The organism is Streptomyces sp. Tu 3180 (assembly GCF_009852415.1).
Lineage (GTDB): Bacteria > Actinomycetota > Actinomycetes > Streptomycetales > Streptomycetaceae > Streptomyces.
The window spans coordinates 7,510,620-7,535,776 of sequence record NZ_WOXS01000002.1; the positions used below are offsets into that span (position 1 = coordinate 7,510,620).

At 74.0% G+C, this 25,157-nt stretch carries 22 protein-coding genes; 10 read left to right on the plus strand and 12 right to left on the minus strand.

Annotated features, from left to right (window positions below):
- Positions 1-48: 48 nt before the first annotated feature.
- Both GL259_RS34065 and GL259_RS34070 read right to left on the minus strand, forming a co-directional pair.
- The gene (locus GL259_RS34065; RefSeq protein WP_159537162.1) at positions 49-474 is read right to left on the minus strand and encodes a VOC family protein; all 426 of its coding nucleotides are present in this window, start codon (positions 472-474) and stop codon (positions 49-51) included.
- A gap of 256 nt (positions 475-730) precedes the next feature.
- The gene (locus GL259_RS34070; RefSeq protein ID WP_159537164.1) at positions 731-2,074 is read right to left on the minus strand and encodes an amidase; all 1,344 of its coding nucleotides are present in this window, start codon (positions 2,072-2,074) and stop codon (positions 731-733) included.
- A gap of 306 nt (positions 2,075-2,380) precedes the next feature.
- Here GL259_RS34070 and GL259_RS34075 point away from each other — a divergent pair, with 306 nt between their 5' ends.
- A complete protein-coding gene (locus tag GL259_RS34075; protein WP_159537166.1) occupies positions 2,381-5,404 on the plus strand; it encodes a glycoside hydrolase family 38 C-terminal domain-containing protein in 3,024 nt (1,007 codons plus the stop codon).
- 75 nt (positions 5,405-5,479) lie between these two features.
- Here GL259_RS34075 and GL259_RS34080 read toward each other — a convergent pair whose 3' ends face one another.
- Positions 5,480-6,181 carry an FCD domain-containing protein gene (locus tag GL259_RS34080; RefSeq protein WP_159537168.1) on the minus strand — a complete coding sequence of 234 codons (702 nt, stop codon included), beginning with the start codon at positions 6,179-6,181 and terminating at the stop codon, positions 5,480-5,482.
- Positions 6,182-6,394: 213 nt separating this feature from the next.
- Here GL259_RS34080 and GL259_RS34085 point away from each other — a divergent pair, with 213 nt between their 5' ends.
- From GL259_RS34085 to GL259_RS34100, 4 genes are all read left to right on the plus strand, one after another.
- Positions 6,395-7,741: an L-fuconate dehydratase gene (locus tag GL259_RS34085; RefSeq protein ID WP_159537170.1), complete on the plus strand. Its 1,347-nt coding sequence runs from the start codon at positions 6,395-6,397 to the stop codon at positions 7,739-7,741.
- Positions 7,738-8,502: an SDR family oxidoreductase gene (locus tag GL259_RS34090; RefSeq protein WP_159537172.1), complete on the plus strand. Its 765-nt coding sequence runs from the start codon at positions 7,738-7,740 to the stop codon at positions 8,500-8,502. The genes GL259_RS34085 and GL259_RS34090 overlap by 4 nt, the downstream gene beginning before the upstream one ends.
- Complete coding sequence (locus tag GL259_RS34095; RefSeq protein WP_159537174.1) at positions 8,499-9,494, plus strand: aldo/keto reductase; 996 nt, start codon at positions 8,499-8,501, stop codon at positions 9,492-9,494. The genes GL259_RS34090 and GL259_RS34095 overlap by 4 nt, the downstream gene beginning before the upstream one ends.
- Positions 9,495-9,555: 61 nt before the next feature.
- Positions 9,556-10,395 (plus strand): amidohydrolase family protein, encoded by an 840-nt coding sequence (locus tag GL259_RS34100; protein WP_159537176.1) that lies wholly within the window; start codon positions 9,556-9,558, stop codon positions 10,393-10,395.
- Here the strand turns inward: GL259_RS34100 and GL259_RS34105 are convergent.
- Positions 10,383-11,804, minus strand: coding sequence for a lipase maturation factor family protein (locus tag GL259_RS34105; protein WP_159537178.1), 1,422 nt, complete (start codon positions 11,802-11,804; stop codon positions 10,383-10,385). The two genes, GL259_RS34100 and GL259_RS34105, sit on opposite strands and share 13 nt — an antisense overlap.
- A gap of 257 nt (positions 11,805-12,061) precedes the next feature.
- Between GL259_RS34105 and GL259_RS34110 the strand changes: the two genes are divergently transcribed.
- Positions 12,062-14,155, plus strand: coding sequence for a SpoIIE family protein phosphatase (locus GL259_RS34110; protein ID WP_159537180.1), 2,094 nt, complete (start codon positions 12,062-12,064; stop codon positions 14,153-14,155).
- A gap of 16 nt (positions 14,156-14,171) precedes the next feature.
- On the opposite strand, the gene GL259_RS34115 is transcribed toward GL259_RS34110, so the two are convergent.
- From GL259_RS34115 to GL259_RS34125, 3 genes are all read right to left on the minus strand, one after another.
- Complete coding sequence (locus GL259_RS34115; protein WP_159537182.1) at positions 14,172-14,825, minus strand: zf-HC2 domain-containing protein; 654 nt, start codon at positions 14,823-14,825, stop codon at positions 14,172-14,174.
- A gap of 151 nt (positions 14,826-14,976) precedes the next feature.
- Positions 14,977-15,480, minus strand: a complete 504-nt coding sequence (locus GL259_RS34120; RefSeq protein WP_159537184.1) for a hypothetical protein — start codon at positions 15,478-15,480, stop codon at positions 14,977-14,979.
- A gap of 135 nt (positions 15,481-15,615) precedes the next feature.
- Positions 15,616-16,161, minus strand: coding sequence for a sigma-70 family RNA polymerase sigma factor (locus GL259_RS34125; RefSeq protein WP_159537186.1), 546 nt, complete (start codon positions 16,159-16,161; stop codon positions 15,616-15,618).
- Positions 16,162-16,372: 211 nt separating this feature from the next.
- Between GL259_RS34125 and GL259_RS34130 the strand changes: the two genes are divergently transcribed.
- Both GL259_RS34130 and GL259_RS34135 read left to right on the plus strand, forming a co-directional pair.
- Positions 16,373-17,527 carry a CapA family protein gene (locus tag GL259_RS34130; RefSeq protein WP_159537188.1) on the plus strand — a complete coding sequence of 385 codons (1,155 nt, stop codon included), beginning with the start codon at positions 16,373-16,375 and terminating at the stop codon, positions 17,525-17,527.
- Positions 17,528-18,063: 536 nt separating this feature from the next.
- Positions 18,064-18,621, plus strand: a complete 558-nt coding sequence (locus tag GL259_RS34135) for a hypothetical protein (protein ID WP_159537190.1) — start codon at positions 18,064-18,066, stop codon at positions 18,619-18,621.
- A 482-nt stretch (positions 18,622-19,103) separates the two neighbouring features.
- Here the strand turns inward: GL259_RS34135 and GL259_RS34140 are convergent, their stop codons facing one another.
- Both GL259_RS34140 and GL259_RS34145 read right to left on the minus strand, forming a co-directional pair.
- A complete protein-coding gene (locus tag GL259_RS34140) occupies positions 19,104-20,516 on the minus strand; it encodes an amino acid permease (protein WP_159537192.1) in 1,413 nt (470 codons plus the stop codon).
- A 106-nt stretch (positions 20,517-20,622) separates the two neighbouring features.
- Positions 20,623-21,084 (minus strand): universal stress protein, encoded by a 462-nt coding sequence (locus GL259_RS34145; protein ID WP_159537194.1) that lies wholly within the window; start codon positions 21,082-21,084, stop codon positions 20,623-20,625.
- A gap of 159 nt (positions 21,085-21,243) precedes the next feature.
- Here GL259_RS34145 and GL259_RS34150 point away from each other — a divergent pair, with 159 nt between their 5' ends.
- Positions 21,244-22,080 carry a polysaccharide deacetylase family protein gene (locus GL259_RS34150; protein ID WP_208026555.1) on the plus strand — a complete coding sequence of 279 codons (837 nt, stop codon included), beginning with the start codon at positions 21,244-21,246 and terminating at the stop codon, positions 22,078-22,080.
- A 30-nt stretch (positions 22,081-22,110) separates the two neighbouring features.
- Here the strand turns inward: GL259_RS34150 and GL259_RS34155 are convergent, their stop codons facing one another.
- On the minus strand, positions 22,111-22,779 hold the full coding sequence (locus GL259_RS34155; RefSeq protein WP_159537196.1) for a class F sortase: 669 nt from the start codon (positions 22,777-22,779) through the stop codon (positions 22,111-22,113).
- Positions 22,780-23,113: 334 nt separating this feature from the next.
- Here GL259_RS34155 and GL259_RS34160 point away from each other — a divergent pair, with 334 nt between their 5' ends.
- A complete protein-coding gene (locus tag GL259_RS34160) occupies positions 23,114-23,611 on the plus strand; it encodes a hypothetical protein (protein WP_159537198.1) in 498 nt (165 codons plus the stop codon).
- A gap of 113 nt (positions 23,612-23,724) precedes the next feature.
- Here the strand turns inward: GL259_RS34160 and GL259_RS34165 are convergent, their stop codons facing one another.
- Positions 23,725-24,489, minus strand: coding sequence for a DUF4239 domain-containing protein (locus GL259_RS34165; RefSeq protein ID WP_159537200.1), 765 nt, complete (start codon positions 24,487-24,489; stop codon positions 23,725-23,727).
- A gap of 34 nt (positions 24,490-24,523) precedes the next feature.
- The gene (locus GL259_RS39420) at positions 24,524-24,652 is read right to left on the minus strand and encodes a hypothetical protein (RefSeq protein ID WP_279578640.1); all 129 of its coding nucleotides are present in this window, start codon (positions 24,650-24,652) and stop codon (positions 24,524-24,526) included.
- Positions 24,653-25,157 lie beyond the last annotated feature (505 nt).

A 25,157-nucleotide genomic window follows, 5' to 3' on the forward strand; every position in this document is an offset into this window, starting at 1 on the left:
CTTCGGGCCGCGCCTCGTGCACCGGGCGCCGTGACCGGGGTTCCCCTCCTACGGCCGGGCGTAGGGCCGGGTCATGATCTCCATGTTGTGGCCGTCGGGGTCGTCGAAGTAGGCGCCGCGACCGCCGAACAGGTCGTTGACCCGGCCGGGTTCGGTGTGACCCGGGTCGGCGTAGTAGGTGACCCCGACCGCCTCGAGGCGGCCGATCATCGCGTCGAACCGCTCCTCGGGCACGAGGAACGCGTAGTGCTGCCCCTGGATCGGCTCGTCCCGCTTCTCGTAGTAGTCGAGCGTCACCCCGTTGCCGAGGTCCACGGGCAGGAACGGCCCGAACGGGGCGCCGACCTCCAGGCCGAGGATCACGGCGAGGAACTCCGCCGAGAGCCGCCGGTCGCGGGCGTGGACGACGGTGTGGTTCAACTGGATGTTCGCGAGGGGCGGTTGGGTCGTCGAGGAGCGCTGTGCTTCGGGCATGGCTGGATTCGTCTCCGGGGTGTCGTCTTCGTCGGGGATGCCGCGCGCGGGGGGCGGCGCAAAGGAACCCGGAGCGGAAGGCGGGGCGCGTGCCCTCCCCGGCGCCCGGCCCCACCCGGGCGGGGGACGACCCCCGCCGGCCTCACACCGAGGCCGGGAGCACCCTACGTGTATGGCCCACGGCCGACCCGGCAGTCACCCGGCCGACCCTAGGCGCCCGCCGCGGCTCCCGGCAACATCGTTTCCGGCCGGGCCGCTACTCCAGGGGCGCGGTCCGCGGCCACGGGCGCCGCTGCTCCAACTGCCCGGCGATCTCCAGCAGATCGGCCTCCGACCCGGGACGGCCCACCAGCTGGACCGCGCAGGGCGCGCCGGACGGCAGGGTGCCGAACGGAACGGACATCGCGGGCCATCCCGTCAGGTTCCAGGGCGGAGTCAGCGGCGAGTAGGCCGAGTTGACGGCCACGTTCCGCAGCCAGCCCCGCTCGTGCCAGGGCGCCGCCCTGGGGGAGCGGCGGGCCAGCGCCGGGGTGAGCAGGACGTCGTGCTCGGCGAAGAACGGCTCCAGCCGCCGGCGCAGCCGCTCCCGGCCGGTCCCGGAGCGCACGGCGTGCTCGCAGCGCCGGCCGACGGCCGCGTGCACCCGGGTGCGCCGCGTCAGCAGCCGGGCGTCGACACCGCGTGCGTCCACGGCCGTCCCCGCCGTCCAGTGCGCCAGCGCGGTCGCGCCCAGCGACACCGGGTACGGCGGATCGGCCCGCCGCACCTGGTGCCCGGCCTTGATCAGCACTCCGGCGGCCTCCCGGACGGCCGCCGCGTACGGCCGGGCCACGACGACGCCGGCCAGCGGGCTGCGCAGGGACACGGCGATCCTGCGGGTGCCGTTCCCGGCGCTGCGCACCGTCCCGGTCCCGGCGAGGACCGCGAACACCACACGGGCGTCCTCGACCGTCGTGGCGAGCGGCCCGTTCTCCGACATCCCGAACCAGTCGCCGTCCCCGATCCCCGCGGGCACGACCGCGCGGCCCGGCTTGATGGTGACCAGACCGCAGTTGGCGGCCGGTATGCGCAGCGAGCCCATCCCGTCGTTGCCGAGGGCGATCGGCACCATCCCGGCGGCGACGGCGGCCGCGCTGCCCCCGGACGACCCTCCCGCGGTGCGCGTCGGGTCCCAGGGGTTGCGGGCGGTGCCGTGGACGCCCTCGGTGGTGCCGAAGACGCACAGCTCCGGCACGTTCGTCAGCCCCACGACCACCGCGCCCGCCGCCCGCAGCCGGGCCACCGTCTCGTGGTCCCGCTCGGCGGGCGTGTCCGGGGTCGCCGCCGACCCGACGCGCGTGCTCTCGCCGCGCACGGCGAGGTTGTCCTTGACGGCCACGGGCACCCCGGCCAGGGGGAGTTCACCCAGCCCGGCGCGAGCGGCCACCTCGTCGGCCTCGGCGAGCGCGGCCGCGGCCCGTACCGCGCGGAAGGCCCCGACCCGCCCGTCGAGCCGCTCGATCCGCGCGAGGTGCTCCGCGACCACCTCCCGCGGCGCGACCCGCTTCTCCCGTACGGCGGCGGCGATCTCGACGGCGGTCCGGCCGACCCAACTGGTCACTTCGGCTCCTCGTGGCGAGGGGACAGGGCGGTGCGTACCGGCGAGTACGCAGGGAGCACTGTGCCCTGGCCGGGGCCCCGCGTCGAGAGCCCGCGCGTCCGGGCCGGCGCGCCCACCCCCGGCCGCGGGACGCGGTGCCGGTCCGCCGGCGGTCCCCGTCCCGGACGGGGAGGAGGCCGCGCGCGATTCGAACCGCGCGCGGTGGGGGAGCTGTACACCACGTCCGGACCCGTCATCCCCCCCGCCCCCGGTAACCCGCCGCACCGGGCGGACCGCCCGCCCCACCACCGCTACGGAGCACCCCGCATGCATGACGACCGCACCCTGGTCGAAGCCCGCCTCAGGCGCGTCCTCGACGAGCGCATCCGCCCCGCCGTGTACCCCGAGTCCGTGCCCCTCGAGGTCGCCGTCTGGCACGCCCCCGGAGAGCCCGTTCCGGTCGCCGAGGGCCTCGCCGCCGAACCGGAGCCCGTCGAGGTGGGCGCCCGCTGGGGCGCCCCCTGGGGCACCAGCTGGTTCCGGGTCACCGGGACCGTCCCCGAGGCGTGGGCCGGGAGGACCGTCGAGGCGGTCCTCGACCTCGGCTTCGACGAGAACATGCCCGGCTTCCAGTGCGAGGGCCTGGTCTACCGGCCCGACGGCACCCCGGTGAAGGGCCTGAACCCGCGCAACCAGTGGGTGCGGATCGGCGCCCCCGCCGAGGGCGGCGAGCAGGTGCGCCTGCACATCGAGGCCGCCTCCAACCCCGTCATCTTCGGCCCCCGCCCCTTCGTGCCCACACCGCTCGGCGACAAGGACACCGCCGGCGGCGAACCGCAGTACACGCTCGCCCGGATGGACCTCGCCGTCCTCGACGAGGACGTGTGGCAGCTGGTGATCGACCTGGAGGTGCTCGGCGAGCTGATGGCCGAGCTGCCGGTGGACTCACCGCGCCGCTTCGAGATCCTGCGCGCGGTGGACAGGGCGCTGGACGCCGTCGACCTGCAGGACGTCAACGGCACGGCGCGACAGGCCCGTTCACGGCTCACCGACGTCCTCGCCGCGCCCGCCGTGCCCTCCGCCCACCGCATCAGCGCCGTCGGGCACGCGCACATCGACTCGGCGTGGCTGTGGCCGCTGCGCGAGACCGTGCGCAAGGTCGCCCGTACGGCGGCCAACATGACCGCGCTGCTCGACGACGAGCCGGAGTTCGTCTTCGCCATGTCCCAGGCCCAGCAGTGGGCGTGGGTGAAGGAGCACCGGCCCGAGGTGTGGGCCCGGGTCAAGAAGGCCGTGGCCGACGGGCGGTTCGTGCCGGCCGGCGGCATGTGGGTGGAGTCGGACACCAACATGCCCGGCTCGGAGGCGATGGCGCGGCAGTTCGTGCACGGAAAGCGGTTCTTCCTCGACGAGTTCGGCATCGAGAACGACGAGGCGTGGCTGCCGGACACCTTCGGCTTCGCCGCCGGGCTGCCCCAGATCATCAGGGCGGCGGGCTCCCGGTACCTGCTGACGCAGAAGATCTCCTGGTCGCAGACGAACCGGTTCCCGCACCACACCTTCCAGTGGGAGGGCATCGACGGCACCCGGATCTTCACCCACTTCCCGCCCGTCGACACCTACAACTGCTCGATGAAGGGCGCCGAGATCGCCCACGCGACCCGCAACTTCAAGGACAAGGGCGTCGCCCGGCACTCGCTGGCGCCCACCGGCTGGGGCGACGGGGGCGGCGGCACCACCCGCGAGATGGTCGCCAGGGCGGCGCGCCTGCGGAACCTCGAGGGCTCGGCGACCGTGACCTGGGAGACGCCGGCCGCGTTCTTCGCGAAGGCCGAGGCCGACTACCCCGAGCCGCCCGTCTGGGTCGGCGAGCTCTACCTCGAACTGCACCGGGCCACCCTCACCAGCCAGGCCGGGACCAAGCAGGGCAACCGGCGCAGCGAACACCTCCTGCGCGAGGCCGAGCTGTGGGCGGCCACGGCGGCCGTGCGCACCGGATTCCCCTACCCGTACGCGGAGCTGGACCGGATCTGGAAGACGGTGCTGCTGCACCAGTTCCACGACATCCTGCCCGGCTCCTCCATCGCCTGGGTGCACCGCGAGGCCCGCGCGACCTACGACCGGGTCGCGCGGGAGCTGAACGGCGTCATCGAGGCCGCCCAGCGCGCCCTGGCCGGCGAGGGCACCGTCCCGCTCGTCTTCAACGCCGCCCCGCACCCCCGCGCGGGCGTCCCGGCGGGCGGCGCGCGCACCCCCGCGGAGCAGGGGCGCACGGAGCTGTCGGACCGCGCCGGCGGCGGGTACGTCCTGGCCAACGGGATCCTGCGGGTGGAGATCGACGCCCGGGGCCTGGTGGTCTCCGCCCACGACATCGAGGCCGACCGCGAGGCCATCGCCCCCGGACGGGCCGGCAACCTCCTCCAACTGCACCCGGACCTGCCGAACATGTGGGACGCCTGGGACGTCGACGCGTTCTACCGCAACACGGTCACCGATCTGACCGACGCGGACGGGGTCACCGCCGGGGAGGACGGCGCGTCGGTGCGGATCGTGCGCTCCTTCGGCGACTCCCGGGTCACCCAGGTGCTGTCGCTCGCGCCGGGGGAGCGGCGGCTCGTGGTGGACACCGAGGTCGACTGGCACGAGACGGAGAAGTTCCTCAAGCTCGCCTTCCCGCTGGACCTGCACGCCGAACGGTACGCGTCCGAGACCCAGTTCGGGCACGTCCACCGGCCGACGCACACCAACACCTCCTGGGAGGCGGCCAAGTTCGAGGCGTGCAACCACCGCTTCGTCCACCTCCAGGAGCCGGACTGGGGCGTCGCGGTCGTCAACGACTCGACGTACGGCCACGACGTGACCCGCACCGTCCGCACCGACCACGGCCGGGCCACCACCGTCACCACTGTCCGGGTGTCCCTGCTGCGCGCCCCGCGCTTCCCCGACCCCGAGACCGACCAGGGCGTGCACCGCTTCCGGCACGCGCTGGTGCCGGGCGCGGGGATCGGCGACGCGGTGCGCGAGGGCTGGCGGATCAACCTGCCGGAACGGCGCCTGACCGGCGCCGGGGAGGTCGCCCCGCTGGTGACGGTCGACCAGGAGTCCGTGGTGGTCACCGCGGTCAAGCTGGCCGACGACGGCAGCGGTGACGTGGTCGTCCGCTTCCACGAGGCCCACGGGGGCCGCGCCCGGGCCACGCTCACCACCGGGTTCGCGGCCGCGGATGTCCAGGTGACCGACCTGCTGGAGCGCCCGCTGACCGACACCGAGCCCCCGGTGCTCGACGGCGACCGGATCTCCGTACGGCTGCGCCCCTTCCAGCTGATGACCCTGCGGCTGAAGCGGGCCTGACCCCACGCCCGCGGGTCCGGGCCGATGCCGGCGGCCCGGACCCGGGCCGGACGGCCGTGTCCGCGGCCCGTCCGGTCACGCCGTCAGCCGTGTGCGCAGCCACTCCTCCACCGCGCCCACGTGCGCGGCCGCCGCCGCCCGCGCCGCCTCCGGGTCGCGGGCGGCCAGGGCGCGGTGGATCGCGGCGTGTTCGCGCCGGGTGCGGTCGAAGGCGCCCCCCTCCTGGTGGCCGCGCCGGATCCGGGCCCGGAAGGTGCGCGAGGACAGGCCCTCCAGGATCGCGGCCATCGTCCCGTTGCCCGCGGCTCGTGCGATCTCGCGGTGGAACGCCAGGTCGTGGGCGAGGAACTCCTCCGGGTCGTCGGTGGCGTCCATCGCCGCCAGGTGCCGTGCGACCTCGGCCAGCCGGTCCGGCGTGATCCGCGCGGCGGCCAGCGCGGTCGCCGTCGACTCCAGGACGCGGCGGACCTCCAGCAGCTCCACCAGACGCGGCCCCCGCGACAGATCGGCCACGACCCCGAAGTTCTCCAGCAGGTCCCCGGCCTCCAGCCGGGTGACGTAGACCCCCGAACCGTGCCGGGCCTCCAGCACGCCCAGCACCGTGAGCGCGCGGATCGCCTCCCGCATCGAGCTGCGGGAGATGCCCAGGCGCGCGGCCAGGTCCCGCTCCGTGGGCAGCCGCTGGCCGGGCTCCAGCAGACCCTCGCGGATCATCGCCGTGATCCGCTCGATGGCGCGCTGCGTCACCGTGCCCCTGCGCGGGGCCGTCTCCTCCACGCCGCTCCTCCACTCACCGGGTGCGCCGCAGTCTAACGACGAAAGTGGTCGGACCACTGTGCGGCGATTTCGCGGAAATCCGCGTCCGACGGGTGTTCCGCCCTCCAAGTGGTCTGATAAGCATGCCCTCGTCGTGCTCGTGACCGTCCGCCTCACCGCGGGCCGCGCCCAGGACCGGCCCTGTGCCCTCCCGTCCTCACCGAAAGGCCCTCCGTGCCCCCGCAGCCCGTCCGCGTCACCGCCGTCGACACGTACGACATCCGCTTCCCCACCTCGCGCGAACTCGACGGCTCCGACGCGATGAACCCCGACCCGGACTACTCGGCGGCCTACGTCGTCCTGCGCACCGACGCCGCCGACGGCCACGAGGGACACGGGTTCGCGTTCACCATCGGGCGGGGCAACGACGTCCAGGTCGCCGCGATCGAGGCGCTCCGCGGCCATCTGGTCGGACGGTCCGCCGACGAGCTGTGCGCCGACCCCTCCGTCCTGAACCGCGCCCTGACCGGCGACAGCCAGCTGCGCTGGCTCGGCCCGGAGAAGGGCGTGATGCACATGGCGGTCGGGGCGGTCGTCAACGCCCTGTGGGACCTGGCCGCCAAGCGCGCGGACAAGCCCCTGTGGCGGCTGCTCGCCGAGGCCGACCCGGCATGGCTCGTCCGCCAGGTCGACTTCCGCTACCTCACCGACGCCCTCACCCCCGAGGAGGCCCTGACCCTGCTGCGCCGCGGCCGGGAGGGCGCCGAGGAGCGCACGGCCCGGCTGCTGGAGCGCGGCTACCCCGCGTACACCACCTCGCCCGGCTGGCTCGGCTACGACGACGACAGGCTGACCCGGCTCGCCGCGCGGGCGGTCGCCGACGGCTTCCGGCAGATCAAGCTCAAGGTCGGAGCCGACCTGGCGGACGACATCCGGCGCTGCCGGACCGCCCGCGCGGCCGTCGGGCCGGACGTGCGCATCGCGATCGACGCCAACCAGCGCTGGGACGTGGCCGAGGCGATCCGCTGGACCGGGGCGCTCGCCGAGTTCGACCCGTACTGGATCGAGGAACCCACCAGCCCCGACGACGTCCTCGGGCACGCGGCCGTCCGCCGGGCCGTCGCCCCGGTGAAGGTGGCCACCGGCGAACACGTGCAGAACCGGATCGTCTTCAAGCAGTTCCTCCAGGCCGGCGCCCTCGACGTCGTCCAGATCGACGCGGCCCGCGTCGGCGGGGTCCCCGAGAACCTGGCCGTGCTGCTGCTCGCCGCCAAGTACGGCGTACCGGTGTGCCCGCACGCCGGCGGGGTCGGTCTGTGCGAACTCGTCCAGCACCTGTCGATGTTCGACTACGTGGCCCTGACCGGCACCACCGAGGACCGCGTCATCGAGTACGTGGACCACCTGCACGACCACTTCCTCGACCCCGTGGTGATCCGCGAGGGCCACTACACGGCCCCGCTCGCACCGGGCTTCTCGGCCGCCATGCGGCCGGAGTCCATCGCCCGGTACACCTACCCCGACGGCGCCTTCTGGGCCGCCGACGCGGACCCGCAGAAGGAGAAGGAGCAGGCGGCATGAGCGACTTCGAAGGACTGACGGCCCTGGTCACCGGCGGAGCCTCCGGCATCGGCCGGGCCGCCGCGGACCTCCTGGCGGAGCGCGGCGCCCGGGTGGCCGTCCTCGACCTGGACCCGTCACCGGTCGGCGAGCCCCTGACCGGCTACCGCGCCGACGTCACCGACGACACCTCGCTGCGCGCGGCGGTGGCCGCCGCCGTGGACGGCTTCGGCGGCCACGGCGTCCTCGACGTACTGGTCAACAACGCCGGCATCGGCGCGCAGGGCACCGTGGAGACCAACTCCGACGACGAATGGCACCGCGTCTTCGACGTCAACGTCCTCGGCATGGTCCGCACCGCCCGCGCCTGCCTGCCGCACCTGCGCGCCTCCGCGCACGCGGCGATCGTCAACACCTGCTCCGTCGCCGCCACCGCGGGCCTGCCGCGGCGCGCCCTCTACAGCGCCACCAAGGGCGCCGTGCACTCCCTCACCCTCGCCATGGCCGCCGACCACGTCCACGAGGGCATCCGCGTCAACTGCGTCAACCCGGGCACGGTCGACACCCCCTGGGTCGGCCGGCTGCTCGACGCGGCCGACGACCCGGCCGCCGAACGCGCCGCCCTCGAGGCCCGCCAGCCCACCGGCCGCCTGGTCTCGGCCGCCGAGGTCGCCGGCGCCATCGCCTACCTCGCGAGCCCCCTGTCCGGCGCCACCACCGGCACCGCCCTCGCGGTCGACGGCGGCATGCAGGGCCTGCGGCCGCGCCCGGCGGTCCGGTGAACCGCCACCGGCTCGGCCGCAGCGGCGTCGAGGTCACCGGCCTGGCCTTCGGCGCCTCGGGCATCGGCAACCTGTACACCGAGGTCGGCGAGGAGGCGGCGCGGCAGGCGGTGCGGGCCGCCTGGCAGCGCGGCATCCGCTACTTCGACACCGCCCCGCACTACGGCCTCGGCCTGGCCGAACGCCGCCTCGGCGCGGCGCTGCGCGCGTACCCGCGCGGGCAGTACATCGTGTCCACCAAGGTGGGCCGCCGCCTCGAACCCGCCGACACGGGCGGCGACGACCTCGCCCACGGCTTCGCCGTGCCCGCCACCCACCGCCGGGTCTGGGACTTCAGCGCCGACGGCGTGCGCCGCACCCTGGAGGCGAGCCTGGAACGCCTCGGCCTGGACCGCGTCGACGTCGTCTACCTCCACGACCCCGACGACCACGCCGAACAGGCCTTCCGCGAGGGCTACCCGGCCCTGGAGCGGCTCCGGGCCGAGGGCGTGGTGGGCGCGATCGGCGCCGGCATGAACCAGACCGCGATGCTCACCCGCTTCGTCCGCGACACGGACGTCGACGTCGTCCTGTGCGCCGGCCGCCACACCCTGCTCGACCAGAGCGCCCTGACCGACCTGCTCCCCGCCGCCCGGGAACACGGCACGTCGGTGGTCCTCGGCGGCGCCTTCAACTCCGGCCTCCTCGCGAACCCCCGGCCGGACGCCACGTACGACTACGCGCCCGCGCCGGCCGGGCTGCTGGAGCGCGCCCTGCGCATCGAGGAGGCGGCCGAACGCCACGGCACCACCCTGCGCGCCGCCGCCCTGGCCTTCTGCGCCGCCCACCCGGCGGTCGCGAGCGTGCTGGTCGGCGCCCGCTCGGCGGCCGAGGTCCACGACTGCGCGGACCAGTTCGCCGCCCCGGTGCCCGCCGCCCTCTGGCAGGAGCTGCGCGACACCGGTCTGCTGCCGTCCGGCGCCCCCGTCCCCGCCGGGGAGGAGCCGTCGTGAGGGCCGTCCCGCACACCGGGGTCCGCCCCGGCGCGGCCCCGCCCGCCGTGCGGGAGCTGCCGTGACCGTCGACGCGCACCACCACCTCTGGGACCTGTCCGTCCGCGACCAGGACTGGATCACCGGGCCCGGACTCCTGCCCCTGCGACGGAACTTCACCATGGCCGACCTCGCACCCGAGGTGAGGGCGGCCGGTGTCGAGCGCACCGTCCTCGTCCAGACGGTCACCGTCCCGGAGGAGACCCCCGAGCTCCTGGCCCTCGCCGACGCGCACGAGCCGGTCGCCGGCGTCGTCGGCTGGACCGACCTCACCCGCCCCGGCGTCGCCGACGAACTGGCCCGGCTGCGGGAACTGCCCGGCGGACGCTACCTGAAGGGCATCCGCCACCAGGTGCAGGGCGAGCCCGACCCCGAGTGGCTGCTGCGGCCGGACGTACGGCGCGGACTGGACGCCGTGGCCGGCGCGGGGCTCGTGTACGACCTGGTGGTCCTGCCGCACCAGCTCCCGGCGTGCGTCCGGGCGGCCGCGGCACTGCCGCGGCTCACCTTCGTCCTCGACCACGCGGGCAAGCCCCCCGTCGCCTCGGGCACGCTCGAACCCTGGGCGTCCGGCGTCCGCGCGCTGGCCGCCCTGCCCAACACGGTGTGCAAGCTCTCCGGCCTGGTCACCGAGGCCGCCCCGGCCTCCTGGAGCGTCGACGGCCTGCGCCCGTACGCCGACGTCGTGCTGGACGCCTTCGGGCCCGGCCGGCTGATGTTCGGCTCGGACTGGCCGGTGTGCACCCTGGCGGCGGCGTACGGCGACGTCCTGTCCACCGCGCGGGCGCTGGCCCGGGACCTCGACGCCACCGGACGCCGGCAGCTCTTCGAGACCACCGCCACCCGCGTCTACGGCCTCTGAGCCGCCCCGGCCAGCCGGGTCGGCGGCAGGAACTCCCGCACGTACGTCCGCTCCCAGCAGGCGCCCGTCTCCCGCAGCTCCCGCCAGGTCGTGTAGCGGTAGCGGAACAGGCGGGCGCGCACGTACCGGGGCGGCGCGTCCGGCGGGAACGGGGAGCGGCGCAGCAGCCTCAGCGTGTCGCGGTCGTTCTCCAGCAGGCGCTCCACCAGCGCGCCGAACCACGGCCCGGCGTACGCCGGCGACAGCGCGGCGAACCACATCAGCCAGTCGAGCCGCAGGTGGTACGGGGCGAACTGGCGCGGCCAGCGCCGCGGGTCCCCCGGCTTGCCCCTGAACTCGTACTCCCGCCAGTCGCCGTCCTCCCGGGCCGTCTCGTCCGCCGTGCCCTCGATCACCACCTCGTACCGGACCCGGCTGACGCTGCCGAACGCCCCGTAGGTGTTGACCAGGTGCAGCGGGTCGAAGGAGCGGTTCATCACCTGGCGGCGGGAGAGCATGTTGCGCACCGGGCGGTAGCTGAGGCCGAGCAGCAGCGCGGACACCGCGAGGACGACCACCACGTACCACAGCGGCGCGCCGGGCACGTCCGGCGGATCGGCCGGGAACGCGACCGCCGACAGGGCCAGCACGATCGTGATCCAGTTCAGCCAGGCGAAGTTGCCCGACAGCACCAGCCACAGCTGGGTGACGGTCATCAGCGCGGCGGCGGCCGTGGCGACCGGCTGCGGGGCGAACAGCAGGAACGGCACGACGAGCTGGGTGACGTGGTTCGCCGCCACCTCCACCCGGTGCAGCGGCTTCGGCAGGTGGTGGAAGAACCAGCTCAGCGGCCCCGGCATCGGCTGCGTCTCGTGGTGGTGGTCCAGACAGGTCAGCTTCCGCCAGCACTCGTCGCCGCGCAGCTTGATCAGTCCCGCGCCGAACTCCACGCGGAACAGGATCCACCGCAGCAGGAACAGCACGACGACCGGCGGGCCCACCTCGTCGTTGCCGAGGAAGACGGCGAGGAAGCCGACCTCCAGCAGCAGCGACTCCCAGCCGAACGAGTACCAGGTCTGCCCGACGTTGACGATCGACAGGTACAGCACCCACGGCACCAGCCACAGCAGCATCCCGCCCCACAGCGGAAGCAGCGAGTCCAGTCCCGCGAGCAGCGCCGCCGACACCGCACAGCCGGACCACGCGCACAGCGCGAAGAACCGGTCCGAGTAGTGCAGGTGGAACAGGCTCGGCGACCGGCGCGCCGGCACCCGCGCCGTGAAACGCGGCACCGGCAGCATGCCGCGCTCCCCGATCAGCGCACGGAACTGCAGCGCCGCCGTCAGGAACGCGACCAGGTACAGACCGGCCAGCGCCCGCTGGAAGACCAGCCGGGTCAGCCAGTAGTCGGATGCGGTGAACCACTCCACGGCACCGTGCTCCCTCCTGCGTCGTCCCGCCGGACCTTCCGCGTCTCCCCGTGACCCCCCGTATACCACCGCGCGGCCTGTGCGGCCCGCGTGGAGGAAGCGCGCAGGAGTCGCACAGATCCCCGAAAGTCGCGGCGGCGGACTGCATCCTCTGAAGCCTCCGCGACGTCTTCCCTCACGGACGGCGGCCGTGCCGGGCACCCCGCTCTTTCGGCGCAGCGGTCGAAGAATCGGATGAATCCTGGCAAGGTGGGCCCATGGCTGATCGGGGAGCGAGCGCCCTGTCACTCCCGGACGACTGGCCGGACCACCCGGATCCGATCCTGGCGCTCAACCGCATGGGGAGCTTCGACTGGGACCTGGACACCGGGGCGATGCAGATGGACGCCCAGGCGCACGAGATCTTCGACGTGCGCCCCGACGAGTACGACGACCGCCCCGAGACCCTGGGCAAGCGGGTCCCGCCCGGCGAGGCCCGGCGCCTGGACACCGCCGTGTCGCAGGCGCTGAAGGACGGCAGCGAGAACTACGGCGCCTACTTCCGCGTCCGGTGCCGTGACGGCTCCCTGCGCTGGACCCACACCCAGGGCTACATCCGCCGTGACGAGACCGGACGGCCCCGCCGCATCATCGGCATCGTCCGGGACGCCACCCAGGAGCTCAGCGACAGCGAGGCCAGACGCGAGCAGACGGTCCGGGAGGACGCCCGCCGCCGGCAGACCAACGTCGTCCAGCTCACCACCGCCGCCCTCGCCCACGCCCGCACCGTGCGGGACGTCATCGACGCCCTCAAGGACACCCACGGACTCACCCACCTGGGCGCCACCAGTCTCGTCATGGGACTGGTCGAGGCCGGCCGGATCCGGCTCATCGCGGAGGGCCCCGAAGGCAGCTTCGTGCCGGGCACCGAGATCACCCGGATCGACGAGCCGTACCCGATGAGCGAGGCGGTGCGCACCCTCAGCCCGCGCTTCATCGAGTCCCCGGAGGAGTTCGCCGAGCACTACCCGCAGCTGTGGCAGGGCATCCTCGGGCTGAACATCACCTCCGCGGCCTACCTGCCGCTCATCGTCCAGGCCCGCCCCATCGGCGGCATGGGCCTGCTCTACAGCGACCGCCGCGGCTTCTCCGCCGAGGAGCGCAACATCCTGGTCGCCCTGGGCAGCAGCATCGCCCAGAGCCTGCAGCGCGCGATGTTCTACGAGCAGGAGATGGACCTCGCCCAGGGCCTGCAGCAGGCCATGCTGCCGCGCACCATCCCCAGCGTGCCCGGTGCCGACGTCGCCGTGCGCTACCGGGCCGCCGCCATCGGCGGTCCCGTCGGCCGGGACATCGGCGGCGACTGGTACGACCTGATCCCGCTGCCCGGCGGCCGGGTCGGCGCCGTCATCGGCGACGTCCAGGGCCACGACACCCACGCCGCCGCCGTGATGGGACAGCTGCGCATCGTGCTGCGCGCCTACGCCGCCGAGGGCCACCCGCCGGCCACCGTGATGGCCCGCGCCTCCGTCTTCCTGCACGAGCTCGACACCGACCGCTCCGCGACCTGCCTCTACGCCGAGGCCGACCTGTCCACCGGCGTGCTCCAGATGGTCCGGGCCGGCCACATCGAGCCGCTGGTGCGGCGCACCGACGGCTCCTGCCGCCGCGTCCACGTCCCCGGCGGGCTGCCGCTCGGCCTGTCCGCCGAGTTCGGACAACTCGACTACCCGGTCGGCACCATGGAGCTCGACCCCGGCGACACCCTGCTGCTGTGCACCGACGGGCTGGTCGAGCAGCCCGGCGCCGACCTCGACGACGGCATGGAGGCCCTCTCCACGCTCATCGCCGGCGGTCCCGGCGACGTGCGCGAGCTCGCCGACCGGCTCATCGACGTGGCCGAGGAACGCGGCGGCGACGACGACGTGGCCCTGCTCCTGCTGCGCCGCCGCGCCCTGGACAGCTCGCGCCCCGGCGGCCGGCTCCAGCAGCACGTGGCACCCGGCGATCCCGAGGCCCTCTCCCAGGCCCGGCGCATGATCCGGACGGCGGTCGGCGCCTGGGGCGCGGGGGACCGCGTCGACGAGGTCGAACTGGTCGCCGACGAGATGATCACCAACGCCCTGATGCACACCGAGGGCGCCGCGGTCGTCACCCTCAGGGCCCTCACCGGCAGCGAGCGGCTGCTGCGCGTGGAGGTCGAGGACTCCTCCAGCGCCCTGCCGCGCCGCCGCGAGGCGGGGGAGTCGGGCGTCTCCGGCCGCGGCCTGCTCCTGGTCGAGATGCTCGCGGACGTCTGGGGGGTGGAGGCGCGCGGCGGCGGCAAGTGCGTGTGGTGCGAGTTCGTCGTCAAGGAGCCGGGCCCGGTCTGACCGTGCCGCTCCCGGTTCACCGGGGCCGCAGGGTCACCAGGTGCTCGCCGTCCGCCGTGCGGACCTCGTAGCGGGCGATCTCCTCGGAGTGCAGGGCGGACCCGCCCAGCATCGTGTTGGGCCGGGCGTCGTGCCGGGGCACGCTCCAGCTGGTCGCGGTCTCCTCGGAGCCGTCACGGCCGACCACCACCAGACGGCAGACGCGGGGGCCCGCCCCGTCCCTGACCTTCAGCTCCACCTGGCTGCCCCAGGTCTCGTCCCGCGACGTGACCTGCGCCCACACCCCGGACCGCTCGTCGGTCGCCGCGATGCTCACGGCGGCCCCGCCGCCGTCGTCCGTCACCATCGCGATCGCCGACGCGGACACCGCGCACACCACCGAGGCGGCCAGCGCGAGCAGCATCCTGCGGCGCCCCGTCCGGTTCCGGGCCGCCACCTGGGACAGCAGCCGGTCCAGCATCCTCCGGCCCGGTTCGGCCAGTGGGTGCACCAGCTGCGGCGTGGAGCGCCGGTACAGCATCAACTGCCGTGTGGTCGGGCCGAACTCGGTCACCTGGGCAGCGCAGCTGGGGCACTCCATGAGGTGGTCCTCGAAGCGGAACGCCTCCGCCTCGTCCAGCACGCCGAGCGCGTAGGCGCCGACGTCGCGATGCCTCTCCAGGGACCTCATGCCGAATCCTCGTACCGTTGGGTGCGGGTGGGGTTACTCCTTGCTCCCACCGGTACGCACCGGGCAGCCGAATCACTCAAGCGACGTGCCGAATCGTAACCAAGGGATTCGGAGCCCTCCGGCCCGCGGATTGGTCGGATTCCCGGGGAGTCTAGAAAAGGTGGATGGCGAGGTGGCCGAGCGGCAGCCCGAGCTGCCAGGCCGGCGTCCACACCTTGGGCCCCTCGTCCTCGCCGGCCACCGCGCCGCCCGGCACCGCGTTCAGATCGGGTGCGAGCAGTTCCGTCTCCTGCAGCCAGCGCCAGGCCCCCCGGGCCAGCTCCAGGTCCGCCTCCGGCGCGGCGGCGTCCGCGGCCAGGCAGGCCAGGCGCTCCTCGACCCACTCCTGCCACGGCTGGTCGTACGCGGTCAGCGACAGCCAGGTCTCCAGCTGGGTGACCACCCGGATGCCGGACAGCTCGCCCTCGGTGTCGGACAGGAACACGGTCAGCGCCAGCGCGTCCCGGCCGGCCCGGAACTCGAAGGACGTCGGCGGCATGAGATCGCCGCTGCGCAGCAGCTCGTCGGCGATGTACTCGGCGTACAACCAGGCCATGGGGACGGTCAGTTCACCGTCGCCGGAGCCGTCCGTGCTCTCTTGACCTCTGTGCAGCATCCCTTCCTGCCTTCCTCCGGTACGTGCGCGTCGCCCGACCCCGGGTCCCGGTCCGGAACACGGATGAGGACAGCCGATTACCCAACCGGGGTCATCGGCAAGGCGCTTTACGGAGGTTTGACCCGACGTCCGGTTTCACCGCAGGTCGGCGGCGTATCCCGGAAGCACCCGGCGCAGGGCACGCAGCGCGTAGTACGCGCGGGACTTCACGGTACCGGGCGGGATCCCGAGGGCCGTCGCCGCTTCCGCCACACTCGCCCCGTGGAAATACACGAGCACCAGTACTTCACGGTGTTCCGGAGTGAGTGTCTTCACAGCCTCGCGGACGTCGAGCGCGGCCGCGGCCCGCTCGGCATGATCGGAGATCACCCGCGCGTTCTCCAGCACGGCGTCCCCGACCTCGGCGGGCCGCGCCTGCCGGGCCCGCCGCGCGTCGATCGCGAGCCGCCGCGCCACCGTGAGCAGCCAGGGCCGTACGGAGTCGAAGTTCTCGGCGCGCAGGGCCTCGGGATGCTGCCAGGCGCGCACCAGCGTCTCCTGGACCAGGTCCTCCGCGCGCTGCCGGTCCCCGTCGCAGAGCCGGAGCAGCAGCGCGAAGAGGGGCCGGCCGTGCTCGCGCTGCAGTGCGGCGAGCTCGTGCTCGGCGGTCGTCCCGTTCATGAGTGTGGTTCCGGCCGTCATGGCCGTATGGCAGCGCACGGCGCCCCCCGGGGACAGGGCGCGCGCAAGGGTGTGCGGCGGACGGTCGATCGCGTCGACGAACGGTTCGACGAACGGTCGGGGCGGCGGTTCCCGCACGCCGGACGGGCTAATGGGCGTGTCGGAGCGACGACGATCCGGAGCCGGATTCTTACCTGGTTATCGTCACATATGACTACAGCGGGGTGAAGTGATGATCACACGCAGTCGACAGGTGGCCGTGGCCCTGACCGTCGTCCTCGCCGCGGGCGCAGCCTGCCAGGCCCGTGACCACCGGCCACCGGAATCCGGCCGTCCGGCGCCCTCCGCCACACCGGCCCGCGGCTTCACCCTGGTGGCCTCGGGAGACGTGCTGCCGCACGACTCGATCATCGAACGCGCCCGCTTCGACGCGGGCGGCGCCGGTCACGACTTCCGGCCGATGCTCTCCGGCATCCGCTCCGTCGTCGCCCCCGCCGATGTGGCGCTGTGCCACATGGAGACCGTGTACGGCGCGAGCGGCGGCCACATCGGCCACCCCGTCCTCACCTTCCCGCCCGAGATGGCCCGGGACCTCGCCGCCACCGGCTACGACGGCTGCTCCACCGCCTCCGACCGCGCCCTGGACGACGGCCCGGACGGCATCCGCCGCACCCTGGACGCCCTCGACCACGCGGGCCTGCGGCACACCGGCTCGGCCCGCACCGAGCAGGAGGCCCGCACGGCGGCCGTCCTGCGGGCGGGCCCGGCACGCGTCGCCCACCTCGCCTACACCCAGGGCACCGACGGCCTCCTGCTGCCGCCGGACCAGCCCTGGGCGGTGAACCTCGTCGACGAGGCGCGGATCGTCGCCGACGCCCGGGCCGCGCGGAGGGCCGGAGCCGACGTGGTCGTCGTCTCCCTGCACTGGGGCACCGAAGGGCAGGAGGCGCCCGACGAGCGGCAGGTCGCCCTCGCCCGCTCGCTCACCGCCTCCCGCACCGGCGGCCGCCCCGACATCGACCTGATCCTCGGGACGCACGCGCACGTCCCGCAGCCCTACGAGAAGGTCAACGGCACCTGGGTGGTCTACGGGGCGGGCGACCAGGTCGCCGGTGCGGCGGTCGACCACCAGGGCGTCCAGGACCCGCGCGGCAACCGGTCCACGCTCGGCCGCTTCACCTTCGCCCCGCCCGCCCGGCCCGGCGGACGGTGGCGGGTGACGAAGGCGGAGTTCGTCCCCCTGATGTTCGACGTGGACGCCGGCCGGGTGGTGAACCTCAACCGCGCGCTGGAGGAGGGCGCCGAGGTGCGCTCCGTACGGGACCGCATCCGCGACGTGGTGCTCAGCCGGGGCGCGGCCGGGGACGGACTGGTGATGGGCGAGTAGTCCGGCCGTGCACACCGCGCCGGAACGCCCCGGCCCCGTCCGGGCGCCGGTCGCCCCCGGCTTCCGGGACCGTGGCGACGCCGACGTCCTTCGGGCCCGGGGCCGCGGCCCGGAGCGGGTTCGCTCGCCGAGTCGCGCCTCGGGGAAGCCTCCCTGTGCGACCAGGTGCGCGAGGGAGGGCCCCTCCTGATCGCCGGCGGGGCCGACGGGGGCGCCGGCACGATCGGCGTCCACGACGGCGGCGGCCGTGCGCACCGGCTCGGCGGCGCACGGTCCCTGTCACTCGCCGGCTGCCGGCCGGGAAGGCCGGCTTGTGATCCGCCCCGACGGAGTGAACATCGCTCTTGTTCATTCGAACATGATTATGTTAGAAAATGTTCGGGGGGTTCGTGGAACGGCACTGCTCCTCTCCGTATCACCTCATCCGAGGGCTCGAGGCGGCACGCCGAGGCCGCGGCCTGGAGGGCCGGGCAGGCGGACGATCCACCGCGAGGCTGTCCTCCCGGCTCACGACTCACACTCTGCGAGGAGACGAAATGACCCACCGCACGCTCATGACGGCAGTGCTCGGAGCGGCCGCGGTCGCCGTGGTGGCGCTTCCGGCGGTCGCGACCGCCTCCCCCCACGACTCCGGGACCCCCGTCACCGTCACCCGGGAGAAGGGACACGTGCTCGCGTGCACGGGCACGGCGTCCGGTGTCGAAGTGACGGCCGACCTCTACGACAACGACGTGTTCGGAACGCATGCCGCCGTGAGCGTGCGGACGCCGGACGACGAGTACGTCCGGGGCGGGGAGACCGAGGCGGGCCTCTTCCGCAAGGGCCGCGTGGAGCGGGAGTTCGTCGTCGGCTCCGAGACCTCGGGTACCGCGCGGACGGTCGTGATCAGCGGCGCCTACGTACGGTCCGGGCTGCCGAAGCGCGTCCACGAGGTGTACGACGAGCCGTACGGCCAGGTGGTGACCAAGGGATGGAACTATCCGCTGAAGGCCGACGTGACGGCGCGGACGATGGGGCAGCAGGTGAAGCTCACCTGCGGAGACGCCTTCGCCTACAAGCTCACGACGTGGCGTCCGGACAGCACCGCCGAGTGACCGACCGGGTCCGTCGAGTGCGGCGGCGCTGCCGGCGTCCGGCCCGCCGCCCGAGCGGGAACGTCATGGACACGCGTCCTGACCCGAGGTGATCTCCTGTCCCTCCCGGACATCGGATCGTGCGTCGGAGCGCTGCGCAACGGGTTCCGCAGCGACGACCGCATCGCCTGACCGGGGTCGAGGGTACGCGGCGGCCCGCGGCGGGCGTTCCGGCCGGGGCCGGCGGAAGCACGCGGACCACCGCGGACGCCTCGCTCGGCGAGCTCCTGCGGAGCGGGTGCTCCGGCCGGGCCGCGCGATCGGAGATCACGGTGTGCGCCCCGGTCGGTCCTCCGTGGCAGGACCTGGCCATCGCCCGGCCCGACCGGGCACCGGTCGCACCGGCGCCGACGGCGTCGGCACCAGCCCGCGCCAGTCACTGCGGACGACGCGGGCACAGCCCCTGAGACCGGTCGGCGACCGGCACGGACACCGTTGCGGCACTAACGCCGCGCCAGCTTCGAGTGCCGGTAGGAGTACGAGAAGTAGATCACCAGCCCGAGCGCGAGCCACACGGCGAACCGCGCCCAGGTCTGCCACTGCAGGAACGTGATCAGCCAGATCGAGAAGACCACGCCCATCGCCGGCACCACCGGCATCCACGGCGTGCGGAAGGTGCGCGGCAGCTCGGGCTGCCGGTAGCGCAGCACGATCACCGCCGTGCACACCACCACGAACGCCAGCAGGATCCCGATGTTGGTGAGCTCGGCCGCCTCGCCGATCGGCAGGAACCCGGCGATGACGGCCGACCCCACCCCGACGATCCAGGTGACCCGCGTGGGCACGTGCCGCGTCGGATGGGTCTTGGCGAACCAGCGGGGCAGCAGCCCGTCGCGCGACATGGCGAACCACACCCGCGTCACGCCCAGCATGAACGTGAACATCACCGTGAGGATGCCGATGATGGCGCCCACCGCGATCACGTCCGCGAGCCCGCTCAGCCCCACCGACTCGAACGCGGTGGAGAATCCGCTCTCCGGGTCGATGTCCCGGTAGTCCTGCATGCCCGTCAGCACCAGGCAGGCCGCCACGTACAGGACCATCGAGATCACCAGCGAGTAGATGATCGCCTTCGGCATGTGCCGCTGCGCGTCCTTGGACTCCTCGGCCGCCGTCGACATCGCGTCGTAGCCGAACACCGCGAAGAACACCGTCGCCGCACCGGTGAACGCACCGCCCACCCCGTACGGGAAGAACGGGTCGTAGTTCGCGGTGTCGATGTGGAACACGCCGACCGCGATCACCAGCAGCACCACCAGGACCTTCAGCACCACGACCACCGTCTCGAAACGGGCCGCGTTCTTGATGCCGAGGTTCAGCAGGAAGGCGATCAGCAGACACAGCAGCGCCGCGAACAGGTCGACGCGGTGGCCGTCGCCGGTGCCCGGCGCGCCGAGCATCCAGTTCGGCAGGTCGGCGCCCATCGAGTTCACCAGGAAGCTGAAGTAGCCGGAGATGCCGATCGCCACCACCGCCACGATCGCGGTGTACTCCAGCAGCAGGTCCCAGCCGATGAACCAGCCCGCGAGCTCGCCGAGCACCGCGTAGCCGTAGGTGTACGCCGAGCCCGCCTTCGGGATCAGGCCCGCGAACTCCGCGTACGACAGCGCGGCGGCGGCGCTGGCGACACCCGCGACCAGGAACGAGATCAGCACCGCCGGTCCGGCCGTGCCGTTGGCCACGGTTCCCGCGAGCGTGAAGATGCCGGCGCCGATGATGCCGCCCACGCCGATCGCGGTCAGCTGCCACAGGCCCAGGGTGCGCTCCAGCCGCGTGCCCTCGCCGACTTCCGTCTCCTCGATGTGCTCGATGGGTTTGCGACGGAGAACTCCCTCACCCGTCCGAAGCCCGGCCATGCGCCTCACCTCTTCACGATCGGCAAACGGCTGACGGCGGATCATGATGCCTCCCCCACGCCGTCGGCGAAAGACGCCACGCACGCCCGCGGGCACGCTTGTGGAGCTACGGCACCACCGTCACCGGCCAGCGCCCCGCCTTCACCAGCCGCACCGCGACCGACCCGACGATCCGGTGGCCCGCCCGTTCGGAGGCGCCCACCACGACCGCGTCCGCCTTGAGGTCGTCCGCCGCCCTCACCAGGCCGTTGTAGGGGTCGCCGCGGAACGTGTGGAACTCCCAGCGGACGCCGGACAGCCCCCTGCCCCGCTCGTCCGCGTCCCGGATCCGCGCCACCAGGTCCTCGGCGATCTCGTCGGTCACGTCGGCGATCGGCGCGCCGAGCACGGCGCCCGCGGCCATCACCGGCCGCACGTACACCGCCGCGAGCAGCGCGCGCTGGCGCCGGGCCAGTCCGTAGGCGTACGCCGCCGCGCGCAGCGAGGAGTCGGAGCCGTCCACCCCGACGACGATCACCTTGGGACCGTCCGTGCCCCGTTCGAAGCGCTGGGAGGGCTGTTGCGTCACACCTGCGAGGCTATCGGACCCCGTCGCACCGGCCGGTCCGCCCGCGGCCGGCCCGCCACGGCCGGTGCGCGGCCGGCCGGTGGGCCGAGCGGGTGGAAACGTGCCGCCGCCCCGGTGTCGCGGGGGTGCGCCGGTCCTCCGCGGGGTGACTGATGAGTCATGCAGAAGGATCAGTTGCTCACGCGGCGCCGGGTGATGATCGCCGGCGCCGCCGCGGGCGCGGCCGGTGCGGCCGGAGTGTTCGCGATCGGCGCCGGGGACCGGGCCGCCCCTCCGGCCGGACCCGCCGCCGGCGCCCGGGCCGCCCACCACCGGCTCAAGCCCTCCGCGTACCGCCTCCAGCCCCTGACCGGGTACGGCCCGCCCCGCATCGTGGCCGGCCGGCCCCCGGTGCGCAGCGAACCCCTGCTGCGGGTGTCCGGGCGCGGCCGCGTCATGGTGCTGACCTTCGACGACGGCCCCGACCCCCGCTACACCCCGGACATCCTGGACACCCTGGCCCGGTACGAGGTGCGGGCGATGTTCTTCGTGTGCGGGGAGATGGTGGTCCACCACCAGGACCTGCTGGCCCGGATGGCCGACGAGGGGCACGTCGTCGGCAACCACACCTGGTCCCACCCCCTGCTCACCAGCCTGAGCCGCGGCCGGATCCGCTCGGAGATGGAACGCACCTGCGACGCCATCGAGGCGGCCTACGGCGAGCGCCCCGAGTGGTTCCGCGCGCCGTACGGGGCCTGGAACCGCGCCGCCTTCCAGATCGGCGCCGAACTGGGCATGGAACCCCTGGCCTGGACGGTCGACAGCCTCGACTGGACCGAGCCCGGCACCCGCACCATCGTCGACCGGGTGGAGGGCGGCGCCGCCCCCGGCGTCGTGGTGCTCTCGCACGACGCCGGGGGCGACCGCTCCCAGAGCGTGCGGGCCCTGCGCGCCTATCTGCCCGAGCTGCTGGACTCCGGTTACCGGATCACCGTGCCCCGCCGGCAGCGTGCCTGAGCGGCCCCGCCCGCCCGGTCGGGGGGCCGCTCAGCGCACCTCGACCAGGCGGGCGAAGGCGACGACGTTCCCGTCGTAACCGTCCTGCTGGGAGAAGGCGCCGCCGCAGGTGATGACCCGCAGTTCCGGGGCCCCCTTGGAGGCGTAGACCCGGTCGCCGGGGAAGTTGTTCTTCGCGAAGACCTCGACGCCGTAGATCTCGAACACGGCCGTCTTCGCGTCCTTGCGCGCGATCTCGACGCGGTTTCCCTTCTTCAGCGCTCCGAGTCCGTAGAACACGGCCGGTCCCCGGTGGTTGTCGACGTGTCCGACGACGACCGCCGTGCCCTTCTCGCCGGGCGAGACGGCGCCGGTGAACCAGCCCGCCAGATTCGGGTCCTCCGGCGGCGGCGCGTCCACCCAGCCCTCCGCGTCCAGTCCCACCGGCATGATCGGCGCGTCGACCTGGATCGCCGGGATCCTGACCCGGTCCGGCACCGCGTACGGCAGCGGCTGAACCGAACCGGCCACGGGGCCGCCGGGCGCCTGGCTGTCGGCCGCGGCCGCGCTGGCCGGCTGCGGCGGACCCACGTCGAACTCCCCCGAGCCGTTCCGGATGAGCGCGAGGCCGGTGAGCAGAACCAGCGCTATCACGCCCCAGGGGGCGCGCTTCCTCCGCGGCGCCTCCTCCTCGGCTTCGGCCGGCCAGAAAGCAGACATTCGCCTTCCCCTCTCGACACGGCCGTCGCCGCGTCGCTCGCGCATACCAGAACGCTAAGTGCCGCGCGCGCAACCGGCGACGGGAGCGGCGGCGAACGGGTGGCCGCGACGGCGGCCGGTGCGCCATCCGGGGTGGCACCGGACGAAGATTTTCTGACGGGTCGTGACCTGCGGCGATGTCCCACTCGTTCGGCTTTTCGCGGGATGCGGTCTCACCGGTACGGACCATCCCCGAAATGCGGTCCCGGGCAACGCAACTGAGGGTCTTTCCGGGAGACGTTTTCTCGCCGATCGACCGGGGACGGGACCCGGGGCGTCTTCCGCGGAGGATCACATGCGCAACTCACGTGCCCTGGTGGCCGCGGGCGCCGCGGTCGCCGTCCTCGGGGTCGCCGCCCCGGCGGCCGTCGCGGACGCCGGACGGGTTCCCAGTCCGTCCAACATCGTCGCCCTGCCCAGCGTCATCGCCAGCGGCGGCCAGCTGACCATCACGGTCGACGGCTGCCCCAACGGCGGCACGGCGACCTCCAACGCGTTCCCGAGGACCAACCTGACGCCCATCCGCGGGACCAACGACACCGCGAAGGGCACCGCCACCATCGACCACAACGCCCGCCCCGGTTCGTACGACATCACGGTCCACTGCTCCGGCAGGAGCCTGACCCGGCCGGCCGCCTTCACCGTCATCGGCGGCGTCCGCGGCGGCATCGGCGGCAGCAGCACCAGCGGGGCGACGCCGACCGACATCGCCATCGGCGGAGGGCTGGTGGCCGCGGCGGTCGCCGGCGGCGGTGTCTTCTGGATGCGCCGCCGAGCCGAGAAGCACGTTTGAGCCGCCTTCCCCTGCGGGCGGCCGCTTCGCACGTGACGGGAGGACTTCGCCCCGGACCCCGCCGGATCCGGGGCGAAGTGCCGTGCCGCACGGCAGCCGGCGACCGTGGGTGCTCAGCCCCCTACGTGCGGGAAGAGCCGCAGGAACGGGTCCGTCGACGCGGCGATGCCCCGGCCGTAGGGCGCGTCGAAGTCCCAGATGAGGAAGAGCAGGAAGGCGATCAGCGCGGAGAACAGCCCGGCGAGGACCAGTTCGCGGGAGGTGCGCCGGATCTGCAGCGCGAAGACCATCCCGATGGTGACGACGGCCCCGGTGATCAGGCCGAACCACACCACGCCCGGCATGGTCCGCCCGGTCGACTCCGCCCGCGAGCTGCGGGCCTGGTCGGCGGCGGCGACCTGGTCCACGAGCGGCTGGTAGGCCTGCGCCTCGAAGTCCGTCCGCGGCCGGTAGTCGGTGACGTCCCGGCGGACGCGGTCGAGCAGTTCGGTGCCGTGCTCGGTGACCCGGCCGTCGTCCGCCATGGTCCGCCACTCGGTGGTGACGACGTGTCCGACATAGGCGTTGACATCGTCCCGGATGCGGTCACGCACCTCGACGGGGTAGACCCGCACCCGCTCCGAGATCTCGTGCAGTGCCACCGCCTCCGCCCGCACGTGCTCCTGGGCGGCGCTGCGCCCCTCCCAGACGCCGGCGATGGCGAGGCCCAGGACGATGGCGTACACCACGCCGATCCACATCGTCATGTACTCGATGACGTCCGGGGTCTCGGTGGGATCCTCGTCGTCGGCCGCCCGGCGGTGCCGTACGAGGGTGATGACGACCACGACGACACAGGCGGCCAGCATCGCGAGGGTGAGAACAAGCCATTCCGGCAAGAGGTGCCTCCAGGGGCGGTCGGGTTCATCGGGTTCAGCGGGGGCGCAGCGCGGCGACGGCGACCACCGCGGGCACCGTGATGAGCAGGACGAAGGTGAGCGGCGACGTGGCGCCGCCGGAGGTCCGCCGGACCGGGGCCGCCCGGTACCGCGGGTAGCGCACGGGCGTCGCGGACGGACGCGGCTCCGGCGTGGCCGACGGCGCCGGGGGCGGTGAGGGGCGCGGTGCCGGCGGGGGAGCGGGCGCGGGCCGGACGGGAGGCGGCGCCGGGCGGGCCGCCGGCGGGGGCGGAGGGGGCGTCGGCTCGGGTTCCGCGGTGGGGCCGGGTCTCGGCGGCGGGGGAGGTGTCGGCTTCGGCGGAGGCGGAGGCGGGGGCGGAGGGGGCGACGGCGTCGGCGTGGGCGTCGGCGTGGGCGTCGGTGTGGGGGACGGCGGGGGCGGTGCGCAGGGCGGGGGGAGCGGCCAGGTGGCGTTTCCCGCGACCGCGACCGCCTCGGTGCCGTCCGGCCCCGTCGAGGCGTACGCGCAGGCGTCGGCCACCGCCGGGCCGGGCGCCCCGGCCAGCGACCAGATCAGCGCCGCCACGGCCAACGCGCGCGCGGTGACGCGGGATTGGGTCGGTAGGAGTGCTTGCACGACGAGGATCATGAGGCGTGACCCGCCGGGT